24 protein-coding genes are annotated in these 21,703 nt (G+C 43.6%); all 24 read left to right on the plus strand.

The annotated features are described in order from the left end of the window. The first annotated feature begins 63 nt into the window (after window positions 1-63). The 24 genes from acpP to MFMK1_RS10390 all read left to right on the plus strand — a co-directional run bounded on the left by acpP (window position 64) and on the right by MFMK1_RS10390 (window position 21,681). The gene (gene acpP, locus MFMK1_RS10275) at window positions 64-291 is read left to right on the plus strand and encodes an acyl carrier protein (RefSeq protein WP_366921621.1); all 228 of its coding nucleotides are present in this window, start codon (window positions 64-66) and stop codon (window positions 289-291) included. A gap of 65 nt (window positions 292-356) precedes the next feature. Continuing rightward, window positions 357-1,598: a beta-ketoacyl-ACP synthase II gene (fabF, locus tag MFMK1_RS10280; protein WP_366921622.1), complete on the plus strand. Its 1,242-nt coding sequence runs from the start codon at window positions 357-359 to the stop codon at window positions 1,596-1,598. 4 nt (window positions 1,599-1,602) lie between these two features. Then, the gene (rnc, locus tag MFMK1_RS10285) at window positions 1,603-2,313 is read left to right on the plus strand and encodes a ribonuclease III (RefSeq protein WP_366921623.1); all 711 of its coding nucleotides are present in this window, start codon (window positions 1,603-1,605) and stop codon (window positions 2,311-2,313) included. Beyond that, window positions 2,313-3,395 (plus strand): elongator complex protein 3, encoded by a 1,083-nt coding sequence (locus MFMK1_RS10290; protein WP_366921624.1) that lies wholly within the window; start codon window positions 2,313-2,315, stop codon window positions 3,393-3,395. The genes rnc and MFMK1_RS10290 overlap by 1 nt, the downstream gene beginning before the upstream one ends. A gap of 341 nt (window positions 3,396-3,736) precedes the next feature. Next, on the plus strand, window positions 3,737-7,312 hold the full coding sequence (gene smc, locus MFMK1_RS10295) for a chromosome segregation protein SMC (protein ID WP_366921625.1): 3,576 nt from the start codon (window positions 3,737-3,739) through the stop codon (window positions 7,310-7,312). An 88-nt stretch (window positions 7,313-7,400) separates the two neighbouring features. Further along, on the plus strand, window positions 7,401-8,531 hold the full coding sequence (locus MFMK1_RS10300; protein ID WP_366921626.1) for a peptidase S7: 1,131 nt from the start codon (window positions 7,401-7,403) through the stop codon (window positions 8,529-8,531). 141 nt (window positions 8,532-8,672) lie between these two features. Beyond that, window positions 8,673-9,599, plus strand: coding sequence for a signal recognition particle-docking protein FtsY (ftsY, locus tag MFMK1_RS10305; RefSeq protein ID WP_366921627.1), 927 nt, complete (start codon window positions 8,673-8,675; stop codon window positions 9,597-9,599). After that, window positions 9,596-10,384, plus strand: a complete 789-nt coding sequence (gene mtnP, locus MFMK1_RS10310) for an S-methyl-5'-thioadenosine phosphorylase (protein ID WP_366921628.1) — start codon at window positions 9,596-9,598, stop codon at window positions 10,382-10,384. The genes ftsY and mtnP overlap by 4 nt, the downstream gene beginning before the upstream one ends. 9 nt (window positions 10,385-10,393) lie before the next feature. Beyond that, a complete protein-coding gene (mtnA, locus tag MFMK1_RS10315) occupies window positions 10,394-11,437 on the plus strand; it encodes an S-methyl-5-thioribose-1-phosphate isomerase (protein WP_366924921.1) in 1,044 nt (347 codons plus the stop codon). Beyond that, window positions 11,434-12,738 carry an amidohydrolase gene (locus MFMK1_RS10320; RefSeq protein WP_366921629.1) on the plus strand — a complete coding sequence of 435 codons (1,305 nt, stop codon included), beginning with the start codon at window positions 11,434-11,436 and terminating at the stop codon, window positions 12,736-12,738. The genes mtnA and MFMK1_RS10320 overlap by 4 nt, the downstream gene beginning before the upstream one ends. Before the next feature lie 106 nt (window positions 12,739-12,844). Further along, the gene (gene ylxM / locus MFMK1_RS10325) at window positions 12,845-13,192 is read left to right on the plus strand and encodes a YlxM family DNA-binding protein (RefSeq protein WP_366921630.1); all 348 of its coding nucleotides are present in this window, start codon (window positions 12,845-12,847) and stop codon (window positions 13,190-13,192) included. 12 nt (window positions 13,193-13,204) lie between these two features. Then, on the plus strand, window positions 13,205-14,578 hold the full coding sequence (ffh, locus tag MFMK1_RS10330; RefSeq protein ID WP_366921631.1) for a signal recognition particle protein: 1,374 nt from the start codon (window positions 13,205-13,207) through the stop codon (window positions 14,576-14,578). Window positions 14,579-14,693: 115 nt separating this feature from the next. Then, the gene (gene rpsP / locus MFMK1_RS10335; RefSeq protein ID WP_366921632.1) at window positions 14,694-14,954 is read left to right on the plus strand and encodes a 30S ribosomal protein S16; all 261 of its coding nucleotides are present in this window, start codon (window positions 14,694-14,696) and stop codon (window positions 14,952-14,954) included. A gap of 22 nt (window positions 14,955-14,976) precedes the next feature. Beyond that, window positions 14,977-15,207 carry a KH domain-containing protein gene (locus MFMK1_RS10340; protein ID WP_366921633.1) on the plus strand — a complete coding sequence of 77 codons (231 nt, stop codon included), beginning with the start codon at window positions 14,977-14,979 and terminating at the stop codon, window positions 15,205-15,207. Between the two features lie 233 nt (window positions 15,208-15,440). Next, a complete protein-coding gene (gene rimM, locus MFMK1_RS10345; protein ID WP_366921634.1) occupies window positions 15,441-15,968 on the plus strand; it encodes a ribosome maturation factor RimM in 528 nt (175 codons plus the stop codon). A gap of 5 nt (window positions 15,969-15,973) precedes the next feature. Further along, window positions 15,974-16,729: a tRNA (guanosine(37)-N1)-methyltransferase TrmD gene (gene trmD, locus MFMK1_RS10350; RefSeq protein ID WP_366924922.1), complete on the plus strand. Its 756-nt coding sequence runs from the start codon at window positions 15,974-15,976 to the stop codon at window positions 16,727-16,729. A gap of 2 nt (window positions 16,730-16,731) precedes the next feature. Further along, entirely contained in the window at window positions 16,732-17,310 is a 579-nt protein-coding gene (locus tag MFMK1_RS10355) for an RNA methyltransferase (RefSeq protein ID WP_366921635.1), read from the plus strand. A 98-nt stretch (window positions 17,311-17,408) separates the two neighbouring features. Next, on the plus strand, window positions 17,409-17,750 hold the full coding sequence (gene rplS / locus MFMK1_RS10360; protein WP_366921636.1) for a 50S ribosomal protein L19: 342 nt from the start codon (window positions 17,409-17,411) through the stop codon (window positions 17,748-17,750). 73 nt (window positions 17,751-17,823) lie between these two features. Continuing rightward, window positions 17,824-18,336 carry a signal peptidase I gene (gene lepB, locus MFMK1_RS10365; RefSeq protein ID WP_366921637.1) on the plus strand — a complete coding sequence of 171 codons (513 nt, stop codon included), beginning with the start codon at window positions 17,824-17,826 and terminating at the stop codon, window positions 18,334-18,336. A gap of 39 nt (window positions 18,337-18,375) precedes the next feature. After that, on the plus strand, window positions 18,376-19,221 hold the full coding sequence (gene ylqF, locus MFMK1_RS10370) for a ribosome biogenesis GTPase YlqF (RefSeq protein ID WP_366921638.1): 846 nt from the start codon (window positions 18,376-18,378) through the stop codon (window positions 19,219-19,221). Between the two features lie 194 nt (window positions 19,222-19,415). Beyond that, a complete protein-coding gene (gene rnhB / locus MFMK1_RS10375; RefSeq protein WP_366921639.1) occupies window positions 19,416-20,183 on the plus strand; it encodes a ribonuclease HII in 768 nt (255 codons plus the stop codon). Between the two features lie 196 nt (window positions 20,184-20,379). After that, the gene (locus tag MFMK1_RS10380) at window positions 20,380-20,736 is read left to right on the plus strand and encodes an NADH-quinone oxidoreductase subunit A (RefSeq protein WP_366921640.1); all 357 of its coding nucleotides are present in this window, start codon (window positions 20,380-20,382) and stop codon (window positions 20,734-20,736) included. Beyond that, a complete protein-coding gene (locus MFMK1_RS10385; RefSeq protein WP_366921641.1) occupies window positions 20,727-21,245 on the plus strand; it encodes an NADH-quinone oxidoreductase subunit B in 519 nt (172 codons plus the stop codon). Before MFMK1_RS10380 ends, MFMK1_RS10385 begins: the two co-directional genes overlap by 10 nt. Then, window positions 21,238-21,681 (plus strand): NADH-quinone oxidoreductase subunit C, encoded by a 444-nt coding sequence (locus tag MFMK1_RS10390; protein ID WP_366921642.1) that lies wholly within the window; start codon window positions 21,238-21,240, stop codon window positions 21,679-21,681. The genes MFMK1_RS10385 and MFMK1_RS10390 overlap by 8 nt, the downstream gene beginning before the upstream one ends. Window positions 21,682-21,703: the final 22 nt, after the last annotated feature.

Genomic DNA, 21,703 nt, shown 5'->3' on the forward strand with positions numbered 1-21,703 from the left:
TACATTATCGTCTACACCGATACAACATATAGCTATTAGATTTCATGAGGGGAGGTGACACTGATGGATGTCTTTGGTAAGATTAAGGAAATTGTAGTAGACCAGTTAGGTGTTGAAGCCGACGAGGTGAGCATGACTACCTCTTTCGAAGATTTGGAGATGGATTCTTTAGACATTGTAGAATTAATCATGGCTATGGAAGAAGAATTTGGCTTGGAAATTTCCGATGAGGAAGCTGAAAAACTTACTACTGTTGGTGCAGCTGTAGAATATATTCAACAAAGAAAGTAAAGTAAAGTAAGTGCTAAAATCCCGTAGCATGCTGCGGGATTTTCTAAAATAGGGGAGGTGATGGTATGAAGCATAGAGTTGTGGTAACAGGAATGGGACCGATCACCCCGGTAGGTTCGGGAAAAGATAATTTTTGGAACAATTTGCTGGTGGGACAAAGCGGCGTGGATCATATTACGCGGTTTGATGCCAGTGATCTACCAACCCGTATTGCTGGCGAAGTGAAGGACTTTGACCCAAAAGACTACTTTGACCGCAAGGAAGCCCGAAGAATGGACCGTTTCACTCAGTTTGCGGTAGCCGGTACCAGAATGGCTGTCAAAGATTCAGGAATTGACTTGGACAGCGAGGATATGGACCAGGTTGGAGTAATTTTTGGCAGCGGTATCGGCGGTATGCAGACTTTTGAAGAACAGACCAAAGTTTTAATCGAGAAGGGGGCACACCGGGTCAGCCCATTCTTTGTCCCTATGATGATTGGCAACATGGCAGCAGGGCAAATATCAATTGATACTGGGGCTCGCGGTCCGAACCTTACAGTAGTCAATGCATGCGCTACCGGGACAAATGCAATCGGTGAGGCATACAAACTATTGCAGCGTGGCGCTGCTCAGGTGGTTATCACCGGCGGAAGCGAGGCATCGGTGACTCCACTGGCATTTGCAGGGTTTTGTGCCATGAGGGCAATGACTACTGATAACGATGACCCACAGCGAGCCAGCCGTCCCTTTGATAAAACCCGAAACGGTTTTGTACTTAGTGAGGGTACCGGTGTTTTAATTCTTGAAACACTGGAGCACGCGCAACAACGTGAAGCAAATATATACGCAGAGGTGGTAGGGTACGGTTGTACGGCCGATGCACATCATATTACAGCCCCCGCCCCGGAAGGAACCGGAGCGGCTAAGGCCATGAATATGGCCCTAAAGGATGCAAATTTATTTCCGGAAGATGTGGATTACATTAATGCTCACGGAACATCTACTGAACTTAATGATAAGTTTGAAAGTATGGCTATTAAGAAAGTATTTGGGGATAACGCAAAGAAGTTAGCAATAAGTTCTACTAAATCGATGACCGGGCATTTACTCGGGGCGGCAGGTGCTATAGAGGCAATAATTCTTGCTATGGCTATTACTAATAGCAAAGTGCCTCCGACAATCAATTATCATAACCCAGACCCGGAATGTGATTTGGATTATGTAGCCAATGAGTGTCGGGAGCTAGATGTTTCAGTGGCATTGTCAAATTCTTTGGGTTTTGGTGGTCATAATGCCACAATTATTTTTAAGAAGTTTAGAAGGTGAAAACATGGAGCAAAACAGGGCACGGCAGCTTCAAGAATTAATAACTCGCTCTCAACTTGTCGTGGAATCAGCTGATTTGATAAATCAGGCATTGGTTCACCCAACCTATGTCTTTGAAAATCCTAACATAGGTTTGGCCCATAATCAGCGATTAGAGTTCTTGGGTGATGCGGTGTTAGATTTGGTGGTTGCTCGATATCTTTACGACCTTTTTCCGGACAAACCTGAAGGTGAACTGACTAAAATTCGTGCAGCTGTAGTTTGTGAAGCGGCCCTGGCCAGGGCCGCCCAGCAAATTGACTTGGGAAAATACCTTCTTTTGGGGCGGGGAGAAGAAATGACTGGTGGTAGACAGCGTCCGTCTATTCTTGCCGACGCGTTTGAAGCACTAATTGCTGCCATTTATCTAGATGCGGAGATGGAACAAGCCGCTAAATTTATCCACGGTATTTTGGATAAAGAAATTGAACAAGCCTCCAGTTGTGGAAATTATGGCGATTACAAGACAGTTCTACAAGAAAGAATTCAAAAACAGTATACTAATAACGCACAATATACTATTTTAGAGGAATTTGGGCCTGATCATGATAAGCGGTTTATAGCGGGAGTAATTCTGAAAGATAAGCTGCTGGCTCAAGGCCAGGGAAGAAGCAAGAAAGAGGCGGAACAGCAAGCTGCTAAAGCGGCCCTAGAAATGTTTGATGAGAGAAAATGATGAATAAGAAACATTACATTATACCAATATTTGTTCCCCATTTAGCATGTCCGCATCGCTGTTCGTTCTGTGATCAACATGCTATTTCCGGTGCTGCATCCCAGCCGGAACCAGCTGCTGTAAAAGAAATTGTCAATACATATCTGCAAACTATTCCATCTGAGGCAATAAAAGAGATTGCCTTTTTCGGTGGCAGTTTTACCGGTTTACCTAAAGCCCGGCAGCAGCAGTTTCTGCAGGAGGCAAATGTGTACTTGCGGACAGGTGCTATTAATGGAATTCGTATCTCCACCAGACCTGATTATATTGACGAGGACATAATACAAGTGCTAAAAGATTATGCTGTAGGAACGGTGGAACTGGGAGTACAATCCTTTGATAGCCAGGTTTTAACATTATCCGGCCGGGGACATACGTCTCAGCATTCCATGGAGGCATTCAGGATGCTGCGTGACAATGGTTTTCAGGTAGGTATTCAACTGATGCCAGGATTGCCAGGCAGTACAGAGAGCTCTGATTTCACTTCCGTGTCGAAAACAGTCCTGATTCACCCGGATTTTTGTCGCTTGTATCCAACAGTTGTTTTAAAAAATACGACTTTGGCTTCAATGCAAGCCGATATCGGCTATCGCCCTTTAACCTTGGAAACCGCTATAAACTTCAGCAAGCGGGCGGTGGTGTTATTGAAGGCTAACGATATTCCCGTTATTCGTGTGGGGCTTCACCCGTCGCCGGGGTTGGAGGCAGAAGTGGTTGCGGGCCCGTATCACCAAGCATTGGGGCATTTGGTAGAAACGCGTATTTATTATGATATGGCCAAAATGCTATTAAAGAGACAAAATCTTTGTCAGGGAGATATGGTTAGGCTTTTAGTATCTACTCAAGCTTTATCAGCAATGATTGGATATCGAAGAATTAACCAAATCCGCCTAGAACATGAGTATTCCGGTATAGGACTTGAGATTAAACCGGATAGAGATTCTAGTGGTGATGGAGTCAGCATTTTAGTCAATGGCACTAATAAAGGTGAGTTAGATATGAAGACACTGTTAATAGAGGAATATGGTTTATCTCTGCCGTAATCGATAATGGGTTACGGCTATTTTTTTTGATGTATAGGAAATTATGGGTTGTGGATAATTTCCTATACATCCTGCATTCCCGCGGATCTTACAAATATATAACGAGGCAATCCCTTGAGGCTCTGTAATAACAACACTTTTAGGAATTCGAGCATTTTCGACACATCGTTACACATATGAAATGTGTAACGAGCTTAAGGTTACTGTTTCCAATGCTTCTAGACATCATCGTTATACTTTTCGGGAATCCAGGATACATAGAAACTGCTAGTTACTGGTAAGGGATTACCCGCTATGGTAAAATAATGGAAGTAATAGTCAACTTTGGGGGAGGGAACAAGTTGTACTTAAAACAACTACAGATAAAAGGATTCAAGTCCTTTGCCAATAAAACAATAATGGAGTTTAGCCCGGGCATTACAGCTGTGGTGGGACCAAATGGTTCTGGTAAATCTAATATCGCTGATGCGGTGCGGTGGGTACTGGGGGAACAAAGCGCCAGGTCACTTCGGGGTAATAAAATGGAAGATGTAATCTTCGCCGGCAGTAAAGAACGAAAACCTGTAGGCATGGCTCAGGTTTCTTTGGTATTAAACAATGAAGATGGGAATTTACCTCTTGATTTCAATGAAGTGGATATTACTCGGCGCGTATTTCGTTCAGGAGAAAGCGAGTTTTTAATTAATAAAACGCCCTGCCGTTTAAAGGATATTCATGAGTTATTTATGGATAGTGGCGTGGGTAAAGAGTCTTTTTCTATAATTGGGCAAGGAAAAGTAGAAGAAATTCTAAATTCTAAGCCCGAAGATAGGCGCTCTCTGTTGGAAGAAGCAGCAGGCATTAGTAAGTACCGATATCGTCAACAACAAGCTGCCAAAAAATTAGATAGGACGGAACAGAGCATCGAGCGCCTCCAGGATTTGGTTCAGGAAATTGAATCTCAATTAGGACCGCTGGGTGAACAAGCGTCAAGAGCTGAACAATACCAGTCTCTGAAGTCTAAACACGATAAACTTGAAATCAAGGGTGCCGTGGTGGAAATCGGCAAACTACAGGAGAAGCTGGACCAAACCGGACAGCAACGGGAGCAATTACTGCTTGAAGTGAAAGAGGGAGAAGCTCAGAATAATCTGATGGAAGCAGACCTTGAGCAAAACAAACTCAACTTAAAGCAGCTAGAGGAAAAGATTAGTGAAATACAGCAGCGCCTTTACCGTCAAGAACAAGAACTTCAGCATTTGGAAGCTTCTATGGGTATAGAGAAGGAAAAACGTCAGAACGGCAGCCAAAGAATAGACCAATTATCTCAAGAAAAGGAACGCCTGCAGGAAAAGAAAGGCCGGTTAGAGGAACTAATAGCTGGCATCAGGGAGAAGCAGCAAGGCATAGCCGATCAACTTAAGAAAGTGTTTAGTGAGGTTACTGAGACAGAAAACAACTATCAGCAGCTGATTGATCAGTTTTCTACAGGTGCCGTAAACGCAGAGAATTTGAAAAACGAGATTTTTGATATGCTGCACAAAGAAAGCAGTGTAAAAAACGAGTTGGCCAGACAAGACCAAAACAGGCGTAACTATGGTGTACAAGAGCAGCGGTTTCTCAAACAGAGAAGTGAGTTGCAAAACAAACTAACTGAAAAAAAGAAAGCATTGGCTGATATAGAAGAACGAATGGCATCAGAGGGGAAGAAGGTTGATAACTTCCGCCAGAAGCTGATGGATCTGGATGAAATAATTGTAACGTTAGGACGGGAATTAGAGCAGCAGGAACTGCAAAGACGTCAGGTGGAAATTGAAATAAGTAAAAAGGCTAATAGGCTAGAAGCACTACAAGGTCTTAGTAAGGGTTATGACGGGTTTTACCGTGGTGTAAGAAAGGTTCTTCAGGCTCATGAGAAACAACAGCAGGGCTTGACCGGTATTTGTGGTGCCGTAGCCCAACTCTTTGTGGTACCGGAAAGGTATGAATTGGCGATAGAAACAGCGCTGGGAGCCGCTGCCCAAAATATTGTGGTGAATAATGATACTGATGCGCAAAGCGCCATCCAGTTTTTAAAAAGCAACAACAGTGGTAGAGCTACTTTTCTTCCTCTTGATACGGTACGACCTCGACTATTATCCGGTAAATTAAGCGGCATTGTATCCATGGCCGGAATTATTGGTGTGGCGAAGGATTTGGCTAATGCTCCAGAACGATATCAACCGATATTGGACCACCTGCTTGGCAGTGTGATTATTGCCGAAGACATGAGAAGTGCTGTGACGGCGGCGAGAAAATACGGCTTTAAAATGAAGATTGTTACTTTAGAGGGAGAAGTGGTCAATGCCGGTGGAGCGATGACCGGAGGGAGCAGCAGTCCTAAGGAGAGTGGCCTGATTCGTCGTGAAGGTGAAATAAATCGTCTGCAAAAATCGCTTGGGAAATTGCAAGGTCAATTCAAGCAGATTAATGACCAAATGATAAGAGAACAGCAAAAACTAGCTGGCTTTAATGGTCAAGAAACAGAACTTAAGGAATTGATTGAAGAGAGACTTAAGGAACAAGATATTTTGGAAAGATCGGCAGTGACTTTAACTAAGGAGATAGATAATTTAGTGGAAGTATCAACTGGTCTCGAATGGGAAGAAGCCCAGTTGTCAGAAGATTTATCTTCCATTGAAGCTCAAGAAACTGAACTTAAAGAGAAGCTATCCCGCTTAGAGCAACAGCGCACCAGCAAGGAGCAGGACCTCGCAAGCCTAACTGAGGCAAACCGAAATTTGGAGTCCCGGAAAAGTACTATTTCAGAAATTATAACTGGTAAAAAGGTAAAAATGGCCGCTTTAGAACAACAAGAGCAGTCAGTTAATAACGATATTAATCAGCAGGAACGGCTATTAAATGATGTAATTGTGGATATGGCAGCGAAAAACTCTGAATCAGAAAGGCTGGTTCAACAAAATCAACTAATAAATCAAAAATTAGAAAATTTCAGTAAAGAAAGCAAGGAACTAGCACTGTTGCTGGAAAAGCTGCATGAGGCTGAGTTGGGACTTAAAGAACAAAAAAATGAATGCAAAATCAACATTGAACAGTTAGAAGAGACAATCAAATTCAATAATAAAAGTTTGCAGCAGCAGCAAATAGAATTAAATCAAAAAGAAATTAAACTTGCCAAATGGGAAACAGAAAAAGAAAATTATTGTGCACGATTATGGGAAAACCATCAAATGAGCTACGAGCAGGCGCTGTTAGACCAAGATGACGAATTGGAGGTTAGAGGCTTAACCACTAGGCTGCGCAGCTTACGTCAAGAGATGCAGGCATTGGGGACTGTTAATATTGGCGCCATTGAGGAATATCAGCGGGTGAGTGAAAGGTACGAATTTCTTACCAAACAGCTTTCTGATCTGCGTGAGGCAAAGAATTCTTTGAACAAAGTAATTTTTGAAATGCAATCTATCATGAAAGCAAGGTTTGGTAAAACGTTTAATCGGGTAAATCAATATTTTACTGAAATGTTCTCAACAATGTTTGGCGGCGGAACCGCTGAACTTCGTCTTACTGAAGCAGAAGATGTATTAGAAGCCGGAATTGATATTATTGCCCAACCTCCGGGAAAAAAGCTAAGTCATCTTTCCCTATTATCTGGTGGAGAAAAAGCACTTACGGCAATTGCACTGCTTTTTGCCATATTGAAGTATAGGCCTAGTCCCTTTTGTTTGTTGGATGAAATTGATGCATCTTTGGACGAAACTAATGTGGACCGCTTTACTGATGTTTTAAAGGGTTTTGCTGTCAACACTCAGTTTATCGTAATTTCTCATCGCCAGGGAACTATGGAAGGTGCTGACGATCTTTACGGAGTAACGATGGAGAATACCGGCACATCAAAACTTGTATCGGTAAAATTGGAACGCAGCGGTCGGGTCAGCTAACCATTTGATTCTTGCATAGTTCCCTTCGCCCCGGGAAAAATAAATATGTATGGGTGCACAAAAAATTATTTTTCGGGGAGGCTTGGGAATGGAAATAAAAGCTGTTTCGCAGGAAATAGTAGACATGCTAGTGCAGCGAACGACAGAGTTAAGTCAGGGTAGAAACGCGGGTTGTCTAGGTTTTATTGACGACACCGGCTTTGTTTCTTCCAGCACAAAAGTAATTGATGGTGGTTTAAATGGCATTCCGTTAAGAATAATGCTGAGCCATATAACGAACATGGAAGGTAAATCGTTAATAGAGGGAATGTCGTCGGTCCCAGATAATGCTGTGCTTATAATGACACGCCCCGGAAAAACCGGTTTAATTACCGACGTTTCCGGTGTAGATTTTTTTAACTTGCCTATCATAAGCATTGGTGTTAAAAATAATGGATTAGCCGGCATTGGATTAATCATGCCAAAGGAAGAATATTTTGATTTGGCCACGGAATCAGAAATGTTAAATTTGGCGACATTAGGGTCGGTAACTATGGATGACGAAAAGGAAGTTCTGAAAAAAAGTAATTTACTTAGTCTTAAATATTTGGAATTGACAACTGAACTGGGTGTCAGTAATAAAAACGGCAGTGACGAATACACCAGTCAACACGAGCATACTATCGATATTCCCCGCATTAAGATCAATGCCATTGACAAAGGGCTGGCCAGAGATTTGGTGGACAGGTCTATGGAGGTTGGTCAGGGGCGGGAAGTTGCCATGATGGGTAGAATTGAAGACGGCCGGGTGGTTTCTCAGGGCCAGATAGTTGAAGGAGGCATTGGTTTTGTCCCTTCACGACTATTAGCTTCCAGCGCCGTAGATATTTCACAAAAATCATTACGCAAAATTTATAGTGAGCTTGTTCCGGAAGATGCTGTAATAGTACATACACACCCGGGCGGTACCGGCGTGATGCATATTGGCGATGCCAATGCTGGCCCGGGTACTTGGGGAAGAGCGATTGTCGCAATCGGTCATGATGCCAAGGGCAAGATACGTGGTGCCACGGTAGTGGAAAGCGGTGACAAACTGTATCAATTGGCAGATGAAGATGAACAGCTTGGTCTGCAATTTTTTCAGGCAGAAACGCCTGAGCGGGAAGCTGAAATACGTAACAGAAAGTTCGGCATTGCCCAGGAATACACGGGTTTATGTAAACCTATTCAAATTAATTGATGATTCCGGTTAAGGTCTCGACCTTAACCGTTTTTCAATTTATACCTTAATGCTCGGAAGGTAATGGAAAGGAAAAGAGCCTGCTGGTGGAGAAGTATTTTACAAAGTCGCTGTGGACTTTGAAAGAATGGAGGGACGATTGTGGCAGGGTTATTTAATAAATTCAAACAGGGATTAAGCAAAACCAGGGAAGGATTCGTTGGTAAAATATCTCAATTAGTTGCAGGCAAAAGGGAATTTGACGACGATTTTTTTGAGGAACTAGAAGAAATCCTCATTCAAGGTGATGTAGGTGTTGAAAGCACAATGCAGTTGGTGGAAAGGTTGAGGGAAGAAGTCAAGTCCCGCCAAATAAAGGAAACTGAAGAATTGCACTTGGTATTGGAAGAGTTAGTTTTGGAGCTGTTAGGAGAAGGGGCTGCTCTTAATTTAGCTGATGCTCCTACCGTGATTATGGTAGTAGGAGTCAATGGTGCAGGAAAAACTACAACCATTGGAAAACTAGCATATCAGCTAAGAGGCGAGGGCAAAAAGGTACTGATAGCAGCCGGTGATACATTTAGAGCGGCTGCTATTGAGCAATTGGAAGTTTGGGCAAACCGTGTTGAATGCCCAGTGATTAAACATCAGGCCGGCTCAGACCCGGCGGCGGTGGCATACGATGCTGTTCATGCCGCGCGGTCCAGAGGTTATGACGTGGTTATTGTGGACACTGCCGGGCGTTTACAGAATAAAACCAACCTAATGAACGAACTGCAAAAAGTTTATCGTGTGATAGCCAAAGACTTAGCGGATGCGCCTCAGGAGGTGCTGCTGGTTTTGGATGCAACTACCGGTCAAAATGCCATATCCCAAGCAAAAATATTTAAAGAAGCTGTCGGTGTGACCGGAATTGCTCTCACAAAACTAGATGGGACGGCAAAAGGTGGGGTTGTTTTAAGCGTAGCTAATGAATTAGGTATTCCTGTAAAATTGGTGGGTATCGGGGAAGGAATGGAGGATTTAAGACCTTTCCAACCGGAGTTATTTGCCAAGGCACTGTTCGGTCGTGAGGAGGTTCGTGAATGAAGATAGGGATTATTGGTGGCACAGGATTATATGATGCAGGACTGTTCCAAGATGCTGAGGAACAAAGAGTCTTGACGAAATATGGAGAAGTAAAATTGATGGCTGGCTATGCCGAGGGTAATCAGGTGGTCTTTTTGAATCGCCACGGTGCAGGACATAAGCTGCCGCCCCATTTAATAAACTATCGTGCTAATATCGCCGCGCTTAAAGAAACCAGGGTGGATATGATAATCGCTACCGCAGCCGTAGGTTCGCTGCGTGAAGATATCGCTCCCGGGCAGCTTGTCATACTGGATCAATTCATCGATTTTACTTCTGGTCGAAAACATACTTTTTTTAATGGTGGTGCAGATGCTGTGGTGCATGTAGATATGACCCAACCATATTGCCAGGAGGTTAGGGGTACGCTTATTGAGGCTGCTCATTCAGAAAACCTGCCGTTAGTTGAAAAAGGCACATACATATGCACCCAAGGACCAAGGTTTGAAACTCCGGCAGAGGTTGCTATGTTTGCCCGGTTAGGCGGTGATGTGGTTGGAATGACAAATGTTCCCGAAGTGGTATTAGCACGAGAAGCGGAAATTTGTTATGGTGCCGTAGCAGTAGTCACAAATTCTGCCGCAGGGATTTCTGACACTGAATTAACCCATCAAGAGGTTTTGGATACAATGGCAGCAAATCAGGCCAAACTCAAGCGTTTACTGGCCAAAAGTACGCAAATGGCGGAAAAGAAACAGTGTAGTTGTACTGATGCAGTATCAAGCCAAAGAAAATTACAGGGGTGAAGTAACTTGGTGGAAACGATGTCTTGGCAGGGAGACCGATTACTATTGCTGGATCAGCAAAAGCTGCCAAGTGAAATTAAACAAATTAATTGCTTTGATTATCTTGCTGTTGCGGATGCTATCCGGACTATGAAAGTAAGGGGGGCACCGGCTATCGGGGCTGCTGCGGCCTTCGGAATGGTATTAGGGGCGATGGAATTTAGCGGTGGCAATGTTTCGGCTTTGAAAAAGCACCTAGAGAAAGTGGCGGAGGTCCTTCTCAATACGCGGCCAACCGCCGTAAACCTCTTTTGGGCAGTGAAGCGAATGCAGCAGTCAATGTCGGTGCATTTGGATGAAACTCCGGCAGCAGTGATAAAAGTACTGGAAAAAGAGGCGGAGGAGATATTTCGGGAGGATGTGGAGTTAAACAAAAAGATCGGCTATTTTGGCAGCAAACTAATCCCGCAAAACGCTGCAATTTTGACACATTGCAATGCAGGCAGTCTGGCTACGGCAGGATATGGAACAGCAATAGGGGTTATTCGTACCGCACATTCTGATGGTAAGCAGGTAACGGTTTTTGCAGACGAGACCCGTCCACTGCTTCAGGGTGCCAGATTGACAGCCTGGGAATTGCAGGAGGATCGAATACCGGTAACGTTAATTACCGATAGTATGGCAGGTTATTTAATGCAGTTGGGGAAAATTGATTTAGTGATAGTTGGAGCGGACCGGATTGCTGCCAATGGAGATGTGGCCAATAAAATAGGCACGTACTCTTTGGCTGTGCTGGCCAAAGCACATGCTATTCCTTTTTATGTTGCGGCACCGTACTCGACCATTGATATGGCTCTTACTGACGGTAGTCAGATCGTCATTGAAGAAAGGGATCATGAGGAAGTGCGTAGGATTGGCGGAATTATGACGGCTCCTGTGGGGATTCCGGTATTTAATCCGGCATTTGATGTGACGACGGCACGGTTGATTAGTGCCATTATAACTGATAAGGGTGTTGTTAGCGCGCCTTATCAGGAGGAGTTAAAGAAAATTACCGGGGGTGGCAGCCAATGAGTAAAATATTAATAAAAAACGGTATTTTACTTCCTATGGAAAAAAGTTTAGCTGATGCAGGGGACTTATACTATCAAGGAGGTCTTTTTATAGATGGTAATAAAATTCGGGCTGTAGGAGATATTCCGGCAGATTGGCGGCCGGATACGGTTATTGACGCTGCGGGAAAAGTGGTTATGCCCGGGTTTGTCAACTGCCATACCCACGCTGCCATGACTTTGCTGCGGAGTTTCGCTGACGATCTGCCATTGATGCAGTGGCTGGAAGAAAAGATTTGGCCGTTGGAAGCAAATTTGACCGGAGATGATGTTTACTGGGGTACAATGCTTGCCGCCAGAGAAATGATCGCCGGTGGCACAACAACTTTTGCTGACATGTATTTCTTTATGGACGATGCTGCCAAGGCAGTTAGGGACAGCGGTATCAGGGCGTCGCTTTCCCGGGGTATGGTTGGTATGGCTCCCAACGGAACACATGCATTGAATGAAAGCAGGGAGTTGGTAGAGAATTGGCAAGGGCAGGCTAACGGCCGAATAACCACTATGCTGGGTCCTCATGCACCTTATACCTGCCCGCCGGAATACTTGCAAAAGGTAATGAAATTGGCGGAGGAACTTGGCACCGGCATTCATATTCACGTGGCAGAGACGAAACAAGAAGTTGAAGAGATTACCAAAAATTATGGTAAAACCCCGGTAAAACACTTGGCGGCTCAAGGTTTATTTAATTTTCCGGTGCTGGCGGCTCACTGCGTTCATGTAGACAGTGAAGAAATATCTATTCTAGCTAATAATGATGTAAAAGTAGTTCATAATCCGGAAAGTAATATGAAATTAGCCAGTGGCATTGCTCCGGTGCCGGAAATGCTATCGGCCGGAATTAATGTAGCGCTGGGGACAGACGGTGCATCTAGTAACAACAATTTAGACATGATGGAAGAAATGCGGTCTGCCGCTTTGCTCCATAAGGTAAATAAGGAAGACCCAACAGTGATTTGTTCTTACCAAGCTTTGGAAATGGCCACCAAATTCGGTGGCCAGGCTTTAGGATTGCCAGTGGGAGTCTTAGCACCTGGAATGAAGGCGGATGTGATACTTCTGGACTTTCAAAAACCGCATCTCTATCCGTTACATGATGTTCCAGCTCATGTTGTCTACGCTGCCCAAGCGGGGGATGTAGACACCGTGGTGATTAATGGTAAAATCGTAATGGAACAAGGCAAAGTTGCGGCTATTGATGATGAAAAACTTTTCAGGGAAATAAGGGACAGGGCTGTAAGACTCACACGACCATCTCAATAAAAATGACCATAATAGACAGTGGAGGATTCGCCAGGCTTGACTTTTTGAAGAATATTTTGTATTATAGGTTGGTGTCAAGCAAAATTACTTTACACAAGGTGATTATATGCTGGTAAAAACAACCCGGATGGCTAGACTTTTTGATTTTTATGGCGAGCTGCTTACAGAAAAACAGCAATTAATGATCGAGCTTTATTATCATCACGACTTGTCGCTGGGGGAAATTTCCGACCAATTAGCAGTAAGCCGTCAGGCAGTACATGATAACCTGCGACGTACTGAAAAAATTCTACAAGAATACGAAAATAAGATAAAGCTGATAAGTCGATATGAAAATATTACATTGGAAATTATCGGCTTGCAAAATTTGTTAGATGAGGCAGTCCAGGATCCCCATTTAAAGCAGCGCGGGAAAAAGATGTTGGATGCTGTTAAAGAGAAGTTAATTCCCTAAGGAGGAAGTTAAATGGCTGTTTTTTCCGGATTAGCGGAAAAATTACAGAACACCTTTTCAAAACTTAAAGGAAAAGGGAAATTATCTGAGGCGGATGTAAAGACAGCATTGCGGGAAGTACGACTGGCTTTACTAGAAGCAGATGTTAATTATAAGGTTGTTAAAGAATTTGTAGCGAAAATTCAAGAACGTGCGGTTGGGGAAGAGGTTTTTCACAGCTTGACCCCAGGGCAACAGGTTATAAAAATAGTCAATGAAGAGCTGACCACCCTAATGGGTGGCTCTCAAACGGGCCTAAACATGAGTTCTAAACCACCGACTGTGATGATGATGGTAGGACTTCAAGGTGCCGGTAAAACCACAACCAGCGGCAAACTTGCCAATCAATTACGTAAAAAAGGCAGGAGACCGCTGCTGGCGGCGGCGGACGTCTATCGCCCGGCGGCAATCAAGCAATTGCAGGTGCTTGGCGAACAATTGGAGATACCTGTTTATTCTCTCGGGGATAAGAATAGCCCCGTGCATATTGCTAAAGGTGCGGTTGAACACGCGAAGATTCATGGCAACGATACGGTAATTATTGATACGGCGGGCCGACTACACATCAATGCTGATTTGATGAATGAATTACGAGATATCAAAGAAACTGTTCAACCCCACGAAATTCTCTTGGTGGTTGACTCCATGACCGGGCAAGATGCCGTTAATGTCAGTAAAGAATTTAATGAACAATTAGGGGTTACTGGTGTAGTTCTCACTAAGCTTGATGGTGACACTCGTGGTGGTGCGGCGCTTTCTGTAAAAGCTGTTACCGGTTGTCCGATCAAATATGCGGGCGTTGGCGAAAAACTCGATGCATTAGAGCCTTTTCACCCGGATAGAATGGCCGGGAGAATTCTTGGTATGGGTGATATGCTGAGTTTGATTGAAAAAGCGGAAGAAACATTCGACCAGGAGAAAGCAAAACAATTGGAACAAAAACTTCGTCAGCAGCAGTTTACATTGGAGGACTTTTTGGACCAGTTGGAACAAATGAAATCAATGGGGCCGCTGGAGGATATAATTTCCATGCTTCCGGGCATGGGAAATGTCAAGCAGTTGGAAAACCTGCAAGTTGATGAAAAGGAACTGGTTCGTACTGAAGCAATTATTCAATCAATGACCGCCGAAGAACGACGAAAACCTGAAATTATTAATGGGAGCCGCAAAAAGCGGATTGCAGCGGGAAGTGGCGCAAGGGTACAGGATGTAAATAAATTGTTAAAGCAATTTTCACAATCCAAAAAGTTGATGCAGCAATATGCCGGTGCTGGACAGGGGAAAATGGCCAAAAAAATGGCTAAAAAGGCTAAAAAATCCGGTATGGGTTTGCCCTTTTTCAAATAATTGGTGTTTTTCAGTAATACCAATCATGAAAAACCGTGATAATGGCAAAGTAAGTTTACTCAGGGGTATAAAATAATAATCTTCTGGTAATTTATTTAAGGAGGTGAAACATCAGGTGGCAACTAAAATTAGACTAAAAAGAATGGGTGCTAAAAAAGACCCTTTCTATCGATTGGTAGTGGCGGATTCCCGCTCTCCCAGAGATGGTCGTTTTATTGAGGAGATTGGTTATTACAATCCCGTAAAATCTCCCGAGGAATTGTTAGTTAAAGAGGATCGGGCACTGCATTGGTTAGGCACAGGTGCTCAACCATCCGATACCGTCAAGGCACTGTTCCGCAAAGCGGGAGTGTGGGAGAAATTCCAGAACAGATAGAGTGTTTAAAGGGGGGTTCAATGTGCGGGAATTAGTTGTACTATTGGCCAAAGCTCTTGTAGATAACCCGGAAGCGGTAGAGGTAAATGAAATTGAAGGTGAAAAATCCGTAATTCTTGAATTGAAAGTAGCTCCTGATGATATGGGCAAAGTTATTGGTAAACAGGGAAGAATTGCAAAGGCAATCAGAACTGTAGCAAAGGCAGCGGCAGCTAAAGAAGGAAAACGGGTAGTTGTAGAAATTCTGCAATAATGCTCAGGGGCTATTTTAGCCCCTTACTTTGTATAAGAGGATGTTCAAAAAGTCCATCGCAGGTGAGCGGCGAATTTCTGCGTTGCTCAGTCTTTGAGACTGCTCACGTACGCCACCAGTACGCTCCGCGTCTGAAAGCCTTCGCGCCTTGAACTTCTTGCTCCTGCTACAATGGACTTTTTGAACACGCACTATAACTGTTTTTCGGTGATTTTTCGGAAGGAGGTTTTTGCTTGCAGAACGGTGAAAGGTCAGGGGACAAAATAATCATAGGTAAAGTTACCACCACCCATGGTCACCGGGGCGAGTTAAAGATTTTACCGTTGACGGAATTTCCCGAGAGATTTAAAGAAATGAGCTCAGTGGAAGTGGAAACAAACGGACGTTGTCAGATACTGCATATTGACACGGTACGAAAACACAAAAAATTTTTAATAATAAAGTTTCAAGAAATACACGATATGGATGAAGCCGTACTTTATCGAGATGCTGACGTAGTAGTTTCTAAATCAGAGGTGAAAGCACTGTCGGAGGGTTCATATTACCACTTTCAGCTTATTGGTCTTGACGTATATGACGAAGATGGTAACTATTTGGGCCAAATTGATAAAATACTAGAACCCGGTGGACATGACATTTTTGCTGTGATAGACAGGAATAGCGGCAAAGAACTCTTGATTCCGGTTGTGAAAGAATGGGTATCACAGATTGATTTAATAGAAAAACGGGTAACCGTAAAATTGTTACCAGGGTTAACGTAGGTGGAATTATGCGGGTAGATATTTTAACCATTTTTCCGGAAATGTTTAAACCATTGGAAGAAAGTATCATTAAACGGGCTCGAGATAAAGGGTTGCTTTCTGTCAATGTAATAGACATTCGAGAATACACTCAGGACAAGCACCGCAAGGTGGATGATTATCCTTTTGGTGGCGGCGCGGGAATGGTGATGAAGCCGGAGCCCTTGTTTCGCGCAGTCGAAAATGCTTGTGACGGAGAGAATATTCCTGTAGTGCTTCTGACACCCCAAGGCGAGACATTTACCCAGGAACACGCTCAACAACTCAGCAGGCAAGAAAGATTGATATTGGTTTGTGGACACTATGAAGGGGTGGACGAGCGGTTTCGCGAACGTATAGTTTCTCAAGAAATTTCTATAGGTGACTATGTCTTAACCGGGGGGGAATTGCCGGCGATGGTGCTGGTGGATGCGGTAACTAGATTACTCCCGGGCGCATTGGGGGATGATAGCTCTTCCCAGGAAGATTCCTTTGCTGAAGGATTGTTGGAATATCCTCAATACACCCGTCCGCGCTCTTTCCGGGACATGGAGGTGCCGCAGGTGCTTTTATCCGGAAATCACGAGGCCATTAGGTATTGGCGGCGAAAAATGTCTTTGGCGCGTACCGATAAAAGAAGGCCTGATTTGCTCGAAAAGAAGATTCTATCCCCTGAGGATAGAAAACTCTTAATGGAGATAAAGGATACCCCGCCTAATTTTGGAAATAATAATGAGGGATAATCATGGTAACCACACGAAAAGGTAGGCTGTACGCAGCATTGCTGCACTACCCCGTGTATAATAAAAGAATGGATGTTATCAATACTTCGGTAACTAACCTGGACATTCATGATATTGCCCGCTCAGCTGCCACCTACGATTTGAATGGTTATTTTTTGATCCAACCTCTGGCAGAGCAGCGAGAAATGGTGAATCGGATTATCAGCTATTGGCATTCAGAGCGAGGTGCCCAATTTAATCCTGATAGGCAAAAGGCTTTTGAACGGGTGGATGTATTTGATAGTTTGGAGCTAATGATAGAAGAGGTGGTCCAAAAGGATGGAAAGAGACCCATTCTTATTGGTACTGACGCTCGTGTGTTTCCACAAACGGTAGGATACGGGATGGTTCGCCGGATGCTGCATGAAGATAAAAGCTTTATCTTATTGTTTGGCACCGGTTGGGGCATTAAACGGGAATTGATGGAACAAGTAGACTTAGTACTAGAGCCAATCTACGGTGCAGGAGATTACAATCATTTGTCTGTCCGCAGTGCAGCTGCAATTATCTTAGATCGGCTCTGTGGAGAAAAATGGTGGTAGAATATTGTCAAGGCTTAACTGCTTGTGTTATAATACTCTATGTGTAAAAATGGGCCTTAAATTAAAGGAACAACTTAGTGAAGGGGGGGCTACATACAGTGGACCTGATCAAAACGATTGAACAAAGTCAACTTAAGCAGGTGCCTGGTTTTCAGCCTGGCGATACAATGCGTGTTCATGTAAAGGTTGTGGAAGGTACTCGAGAAAGAATTCAGGTGTTTGAAGGTACTGTAATCAAGCGGCGAGGTGAAGGGTTACGCGAAACCTTTACTGTTAGACGGGTATCTTATGGTGTAGGCGTTGAAAGGACCTTCCCGGTTCATTCACCGCGTATTGCCAAGTTAGAGATAGTTCGTAGAGGTAGAGTGCGGCGTGCGAAGTTATATTATCTCCGCGACAGAGTAGGGAAATCAGCAAGAATTAAGGAAAAGAGGAAGTAAAGACTGGTTAATACCAGTCTTTTTTCTCTAAAGATATGACTCCACTGTAAAATTGATGATGAAGGTGGTTGCTTTGGTTAAAAAGTTCATAGCGGAGACAGTTCAGTCATTAGCTATTGCACTGGTGTTGGCATTTGTAATACGCCTGCTAATCTTCCAACCATTCTATATTCCATCCCGATCAATGGTACCCGCTTTGAAACCAGGGGACCGAATAATTGTAAGCAAGTTTGATTATTGGTTTAAACAGCCCCACCGTGGAGAAGTCATTGTTTTTAAATATCCGGTGAATCCTGATACCGATTTTGTAAAAAGAATAATTGGTCTCGGAGGGGACACCTTGGCAATTCGCGATAATAATTTATACATTGACGGGAAGAAGTTAGAAGAACCCTATCTGAGTCAGAACCTGGTTATGCAGGATTTTGGTCCGGTAACAGTACCTAAAGGTACATTGTTTATGATGGGAGATAACAGGAATGATAGTAAAGATAGTCGGTTTTGGGGTCCACTGGATAAAGATTTGATTATTGGTAGGGCTATCATCCGTTTTTGGCCGTTAAATAGGATGGGATTGATTAAGTAAAATGATACCACTAAAATTTCTTTTAACGTGGAGGTTATTATGAGTATCCACTGGTATCCGGGACATATGGCAAAGGCCGAAAGAAAAATCAAAGAAGCTTTGACACTTGTCGACTTGGTTGTGGAGTTACGGGATGCTCGGGCCCCCTTGGCTTCGTCTAATCCGCGCTTAGACGAGCTTGCTGGAATAAAACCGCGCTTAGTGATTTTAAATAAGCAAGACTTAGCTGAAGGGGGAATTACCGAAGAATGGGCTAAATATCTTTCGGCTGAAGGGCAGTTGGCTGTACCTTTTAATTCTTTGACTGGGAACAGGAGGCTGATTATTGATAAGATTAAGTTGTTGGGTCAGCCTATCTTAGACAAAAGAAGCCAAAAGGGTTTAAGACCACGAGCTATTCGCAGCATGGCAATTGGCGTGCCTAACATTGGCAAATCTTCTTTTATTAACCGAGTGGTGAAGAAGGCAGCGATGAAGACAGGTCAGAAACCTGGGGTAACCAGAGGTCAGCAGTGGTTCAAATTAGGTAAGGAAGTAGAGATGTTGGATACGCCGGGGGTACTATGGCCAAAGTTTGAAAGCCCGGATATTGGATTAAGGTTAGCATGGATAGGATGTATCAGTGATAGTGTATTTGATGTTTTTGAAGCGTTACTGTCATTAATTAAATGGTTATCCGACAACCATCCGCAATCCTTGGCGCATCGTTATGATTTATCGCTACCATTGGGCGAACCCTTGGAAGTATTGAAAGTAATCGGAACTAAGCGGGGTTGCCTTTTATCCGGCGGCAAGGTGGATTATGAAAAAACGGCTGAGCTGGTGCTTCGGGAATTTCGTTCGGGTAAGTTGGGAAATTTCAGCATGGAGGTCCCGCCTAATTAAATTGGGCGGGATTATTTAATGCCTAATGGTTGATGAATAGAAAAATTTGAATTATGGCAAAATTAGGAATGAGGCGGTGTTTTTTGGGTTTCCTCTAAAATCGACAAATTCCTATAAAAGTATATCTTCCAAAAGAAGCGTTTATGCAGGGATTTCCTAATCTACAAAGAATGTTTAGCCGTGGAGGAAGATAAATGTTAAGAGATAAATCCATTAAGGATATAGAAAAGATATTGTTGCAGGGTTTGCTTAGCCCCGGTATGGTTCGAGCGTTGAGGAATGACCCTCGCAAAGGGGTAAACAAACTATACCAGCGGTGGTGCCAAAAGCAACAGCAGGATAAAGAGGAACAAGAGCGGTTGGCGAAGTTGCTGGCTTTTGATGCAGGATATCTACCTGCAAACGGCTTCTTGGCCGGAGTAGATGAAGCTGGTCGCGGGCCATTGGCCGGACCGGTGGTAGCTGCAGCGGTGATATTACCAACGGGTGTGACGCTGCCATTGGGAACAGATGATTCTAAAAGATTAAATGCACCCAAAAGGGAATACATCGCCAAACAAATAAAGCATCTTGCATTTTGGGCAGTGGGGGTAATTCCACCGCAGATTATCGATGAAATTAACATACACCAGGCTACTCTCCGCGCTATGGAGACAGCACTTTCGACACTATGTGAGGTACCGGAAATTATATTGATTGATGGGATACATACATGCAGATTTCCTTCGGCCCAGATTAAGGTGGTAAAAGGTGATCAAAAGAGTGCAGCAATTGCATGTGCAAGTATTATTGCTAAAGTAGAACGGGACAGCATCATGCGTAAATATTCACAAATCTACCCGCAATATGGATTTGACAGACATTTTGGCTATCCTACAGAAGAACATAGAAAGGCGGTTATTAAATATGGCGTCAGTTCGATACACCGGTGTTCCTTTAGTGGTGTCAAAGAATGCCTGTAAATAATCATAAGAAATTCTGGCATGGAATATATTGCTAAGGGTGCTTTCATGAACAATCGTGGGCGGGAGTTACAGCAAAAAAGTTAACTGTTTTTGAAGGGATTTATTTTAATATGGCGAATAACAATATTGTTTAGGGCAAGGGTGTTGCTTTTATTATTCTTCAAGGCAAACATTTTTGAAAGGGGGGGAATGGATGTTACAAGATTATTCGGGGATTGGTGTATTTTTTATCGTTGGCTTAGTTTTCCCAATCATTCTTTTGGGGACAGCGTGGCTGGTGAGACCTAAGCGTCCGAGTCCGGAGAAGCTTTCCACTTATGAGTGTGGATTAGAGACTCAAGGTCCTACATGGGTGCAGTTTAAGATTAGTTATTTTCTTTACGCATTAATTTTTGTTGTTTTTGACGTTGAAACAGTGTTTCTTTATCCCTGGGCAGTACAATTCAGATCTTTGGGATGGTTTGCCTTTGTGGAGATGATTATTTTCATTGCCATCCTCGTGATTGGCCTGTGGTATGCTTGGAAGGAAGGAGCATTGGAATGGATGTAGTTAAAGGAAACCAGGTTGAACAAATTGAAGAATTGTCTAAGAACAATATTATTGTTACTTCAGTTGATAAGGTGCTAAATTACGCACGGGCCCATTCATTTTGGCCGGTCACTTTTGGTCTCGCATGTTGTGCAATCGAGATGATGGCGGCAGGTGGTGCGAGGTTCGATATTTCCCGATTTGGTTATGAGGTGTTTCGACCCTCGCCCCGGCAGTCAGACTTAATGATTGTTGCCGGAACCATTACAAAGAAGATGGCTCCTTTAGTTCAGCGGGTTTATGACCAAATGGCTGAACCCCGGTATGTGGTAGCTATGGGTAGCTGTGCTATAAGCGGCGGTCCTTTTGTTGATTCCTATAATGTTGTGCCTGGCGCGGACACTTTCTTACCTGTAGATGTGTATGTTCCTGGTTGTCCACCAAGACCGGAAGCACTAATTTACGGGTTGCTGCAGCTGCGTCAGAAGGTAATTAATCCTAATGTAGTAAGGATGAGAGAGCATGGATAAGCAAATCAAATTGGTGGAGAAGCTTGCCAAGAAGTTCAAGGATAAAGTAGCCGTCTTAGAGGAGGAACCCGGTACACTTTATGTCAATAAAGACGATGTGCTGGATGTAATGGGTACTATTAAGGATAAGTACCATTTCAATATGCTGTTGGACTCAACGGCGGTGGATTATGAGGAAAAGATGGTGGCGGTATATCACTTGATGTCCCTGCCTGAATGTGATCAGCTTAAGGTAAAAGTAAATCTAGAGAGAGAGGACCCCCGGCTATCTTCGGTGGTTTCTTTATGGGCTGCGGCTAATTTGATGGAAAGAGAAACTTACGATCTATTGGGTATAATTTATGAGGGCCATCCGGATCTCAAACGAGTATTATGTTCGGACGATTTTGAAGGGCATCCGTTACGCAAGGATTATAAAGTAGAGGCGAGGAGATAGTCTCCTTAGCAAAGGGATAGTA

This window comes from Metallumcola ferriviriculae (assembly GCF_035573695.1).
GTDB lineage: Bacteria > Bacillota > JADQBR01 > JADQBR01 > JADQBR01 > Metallumcola > Metallumcola ferriviriculae.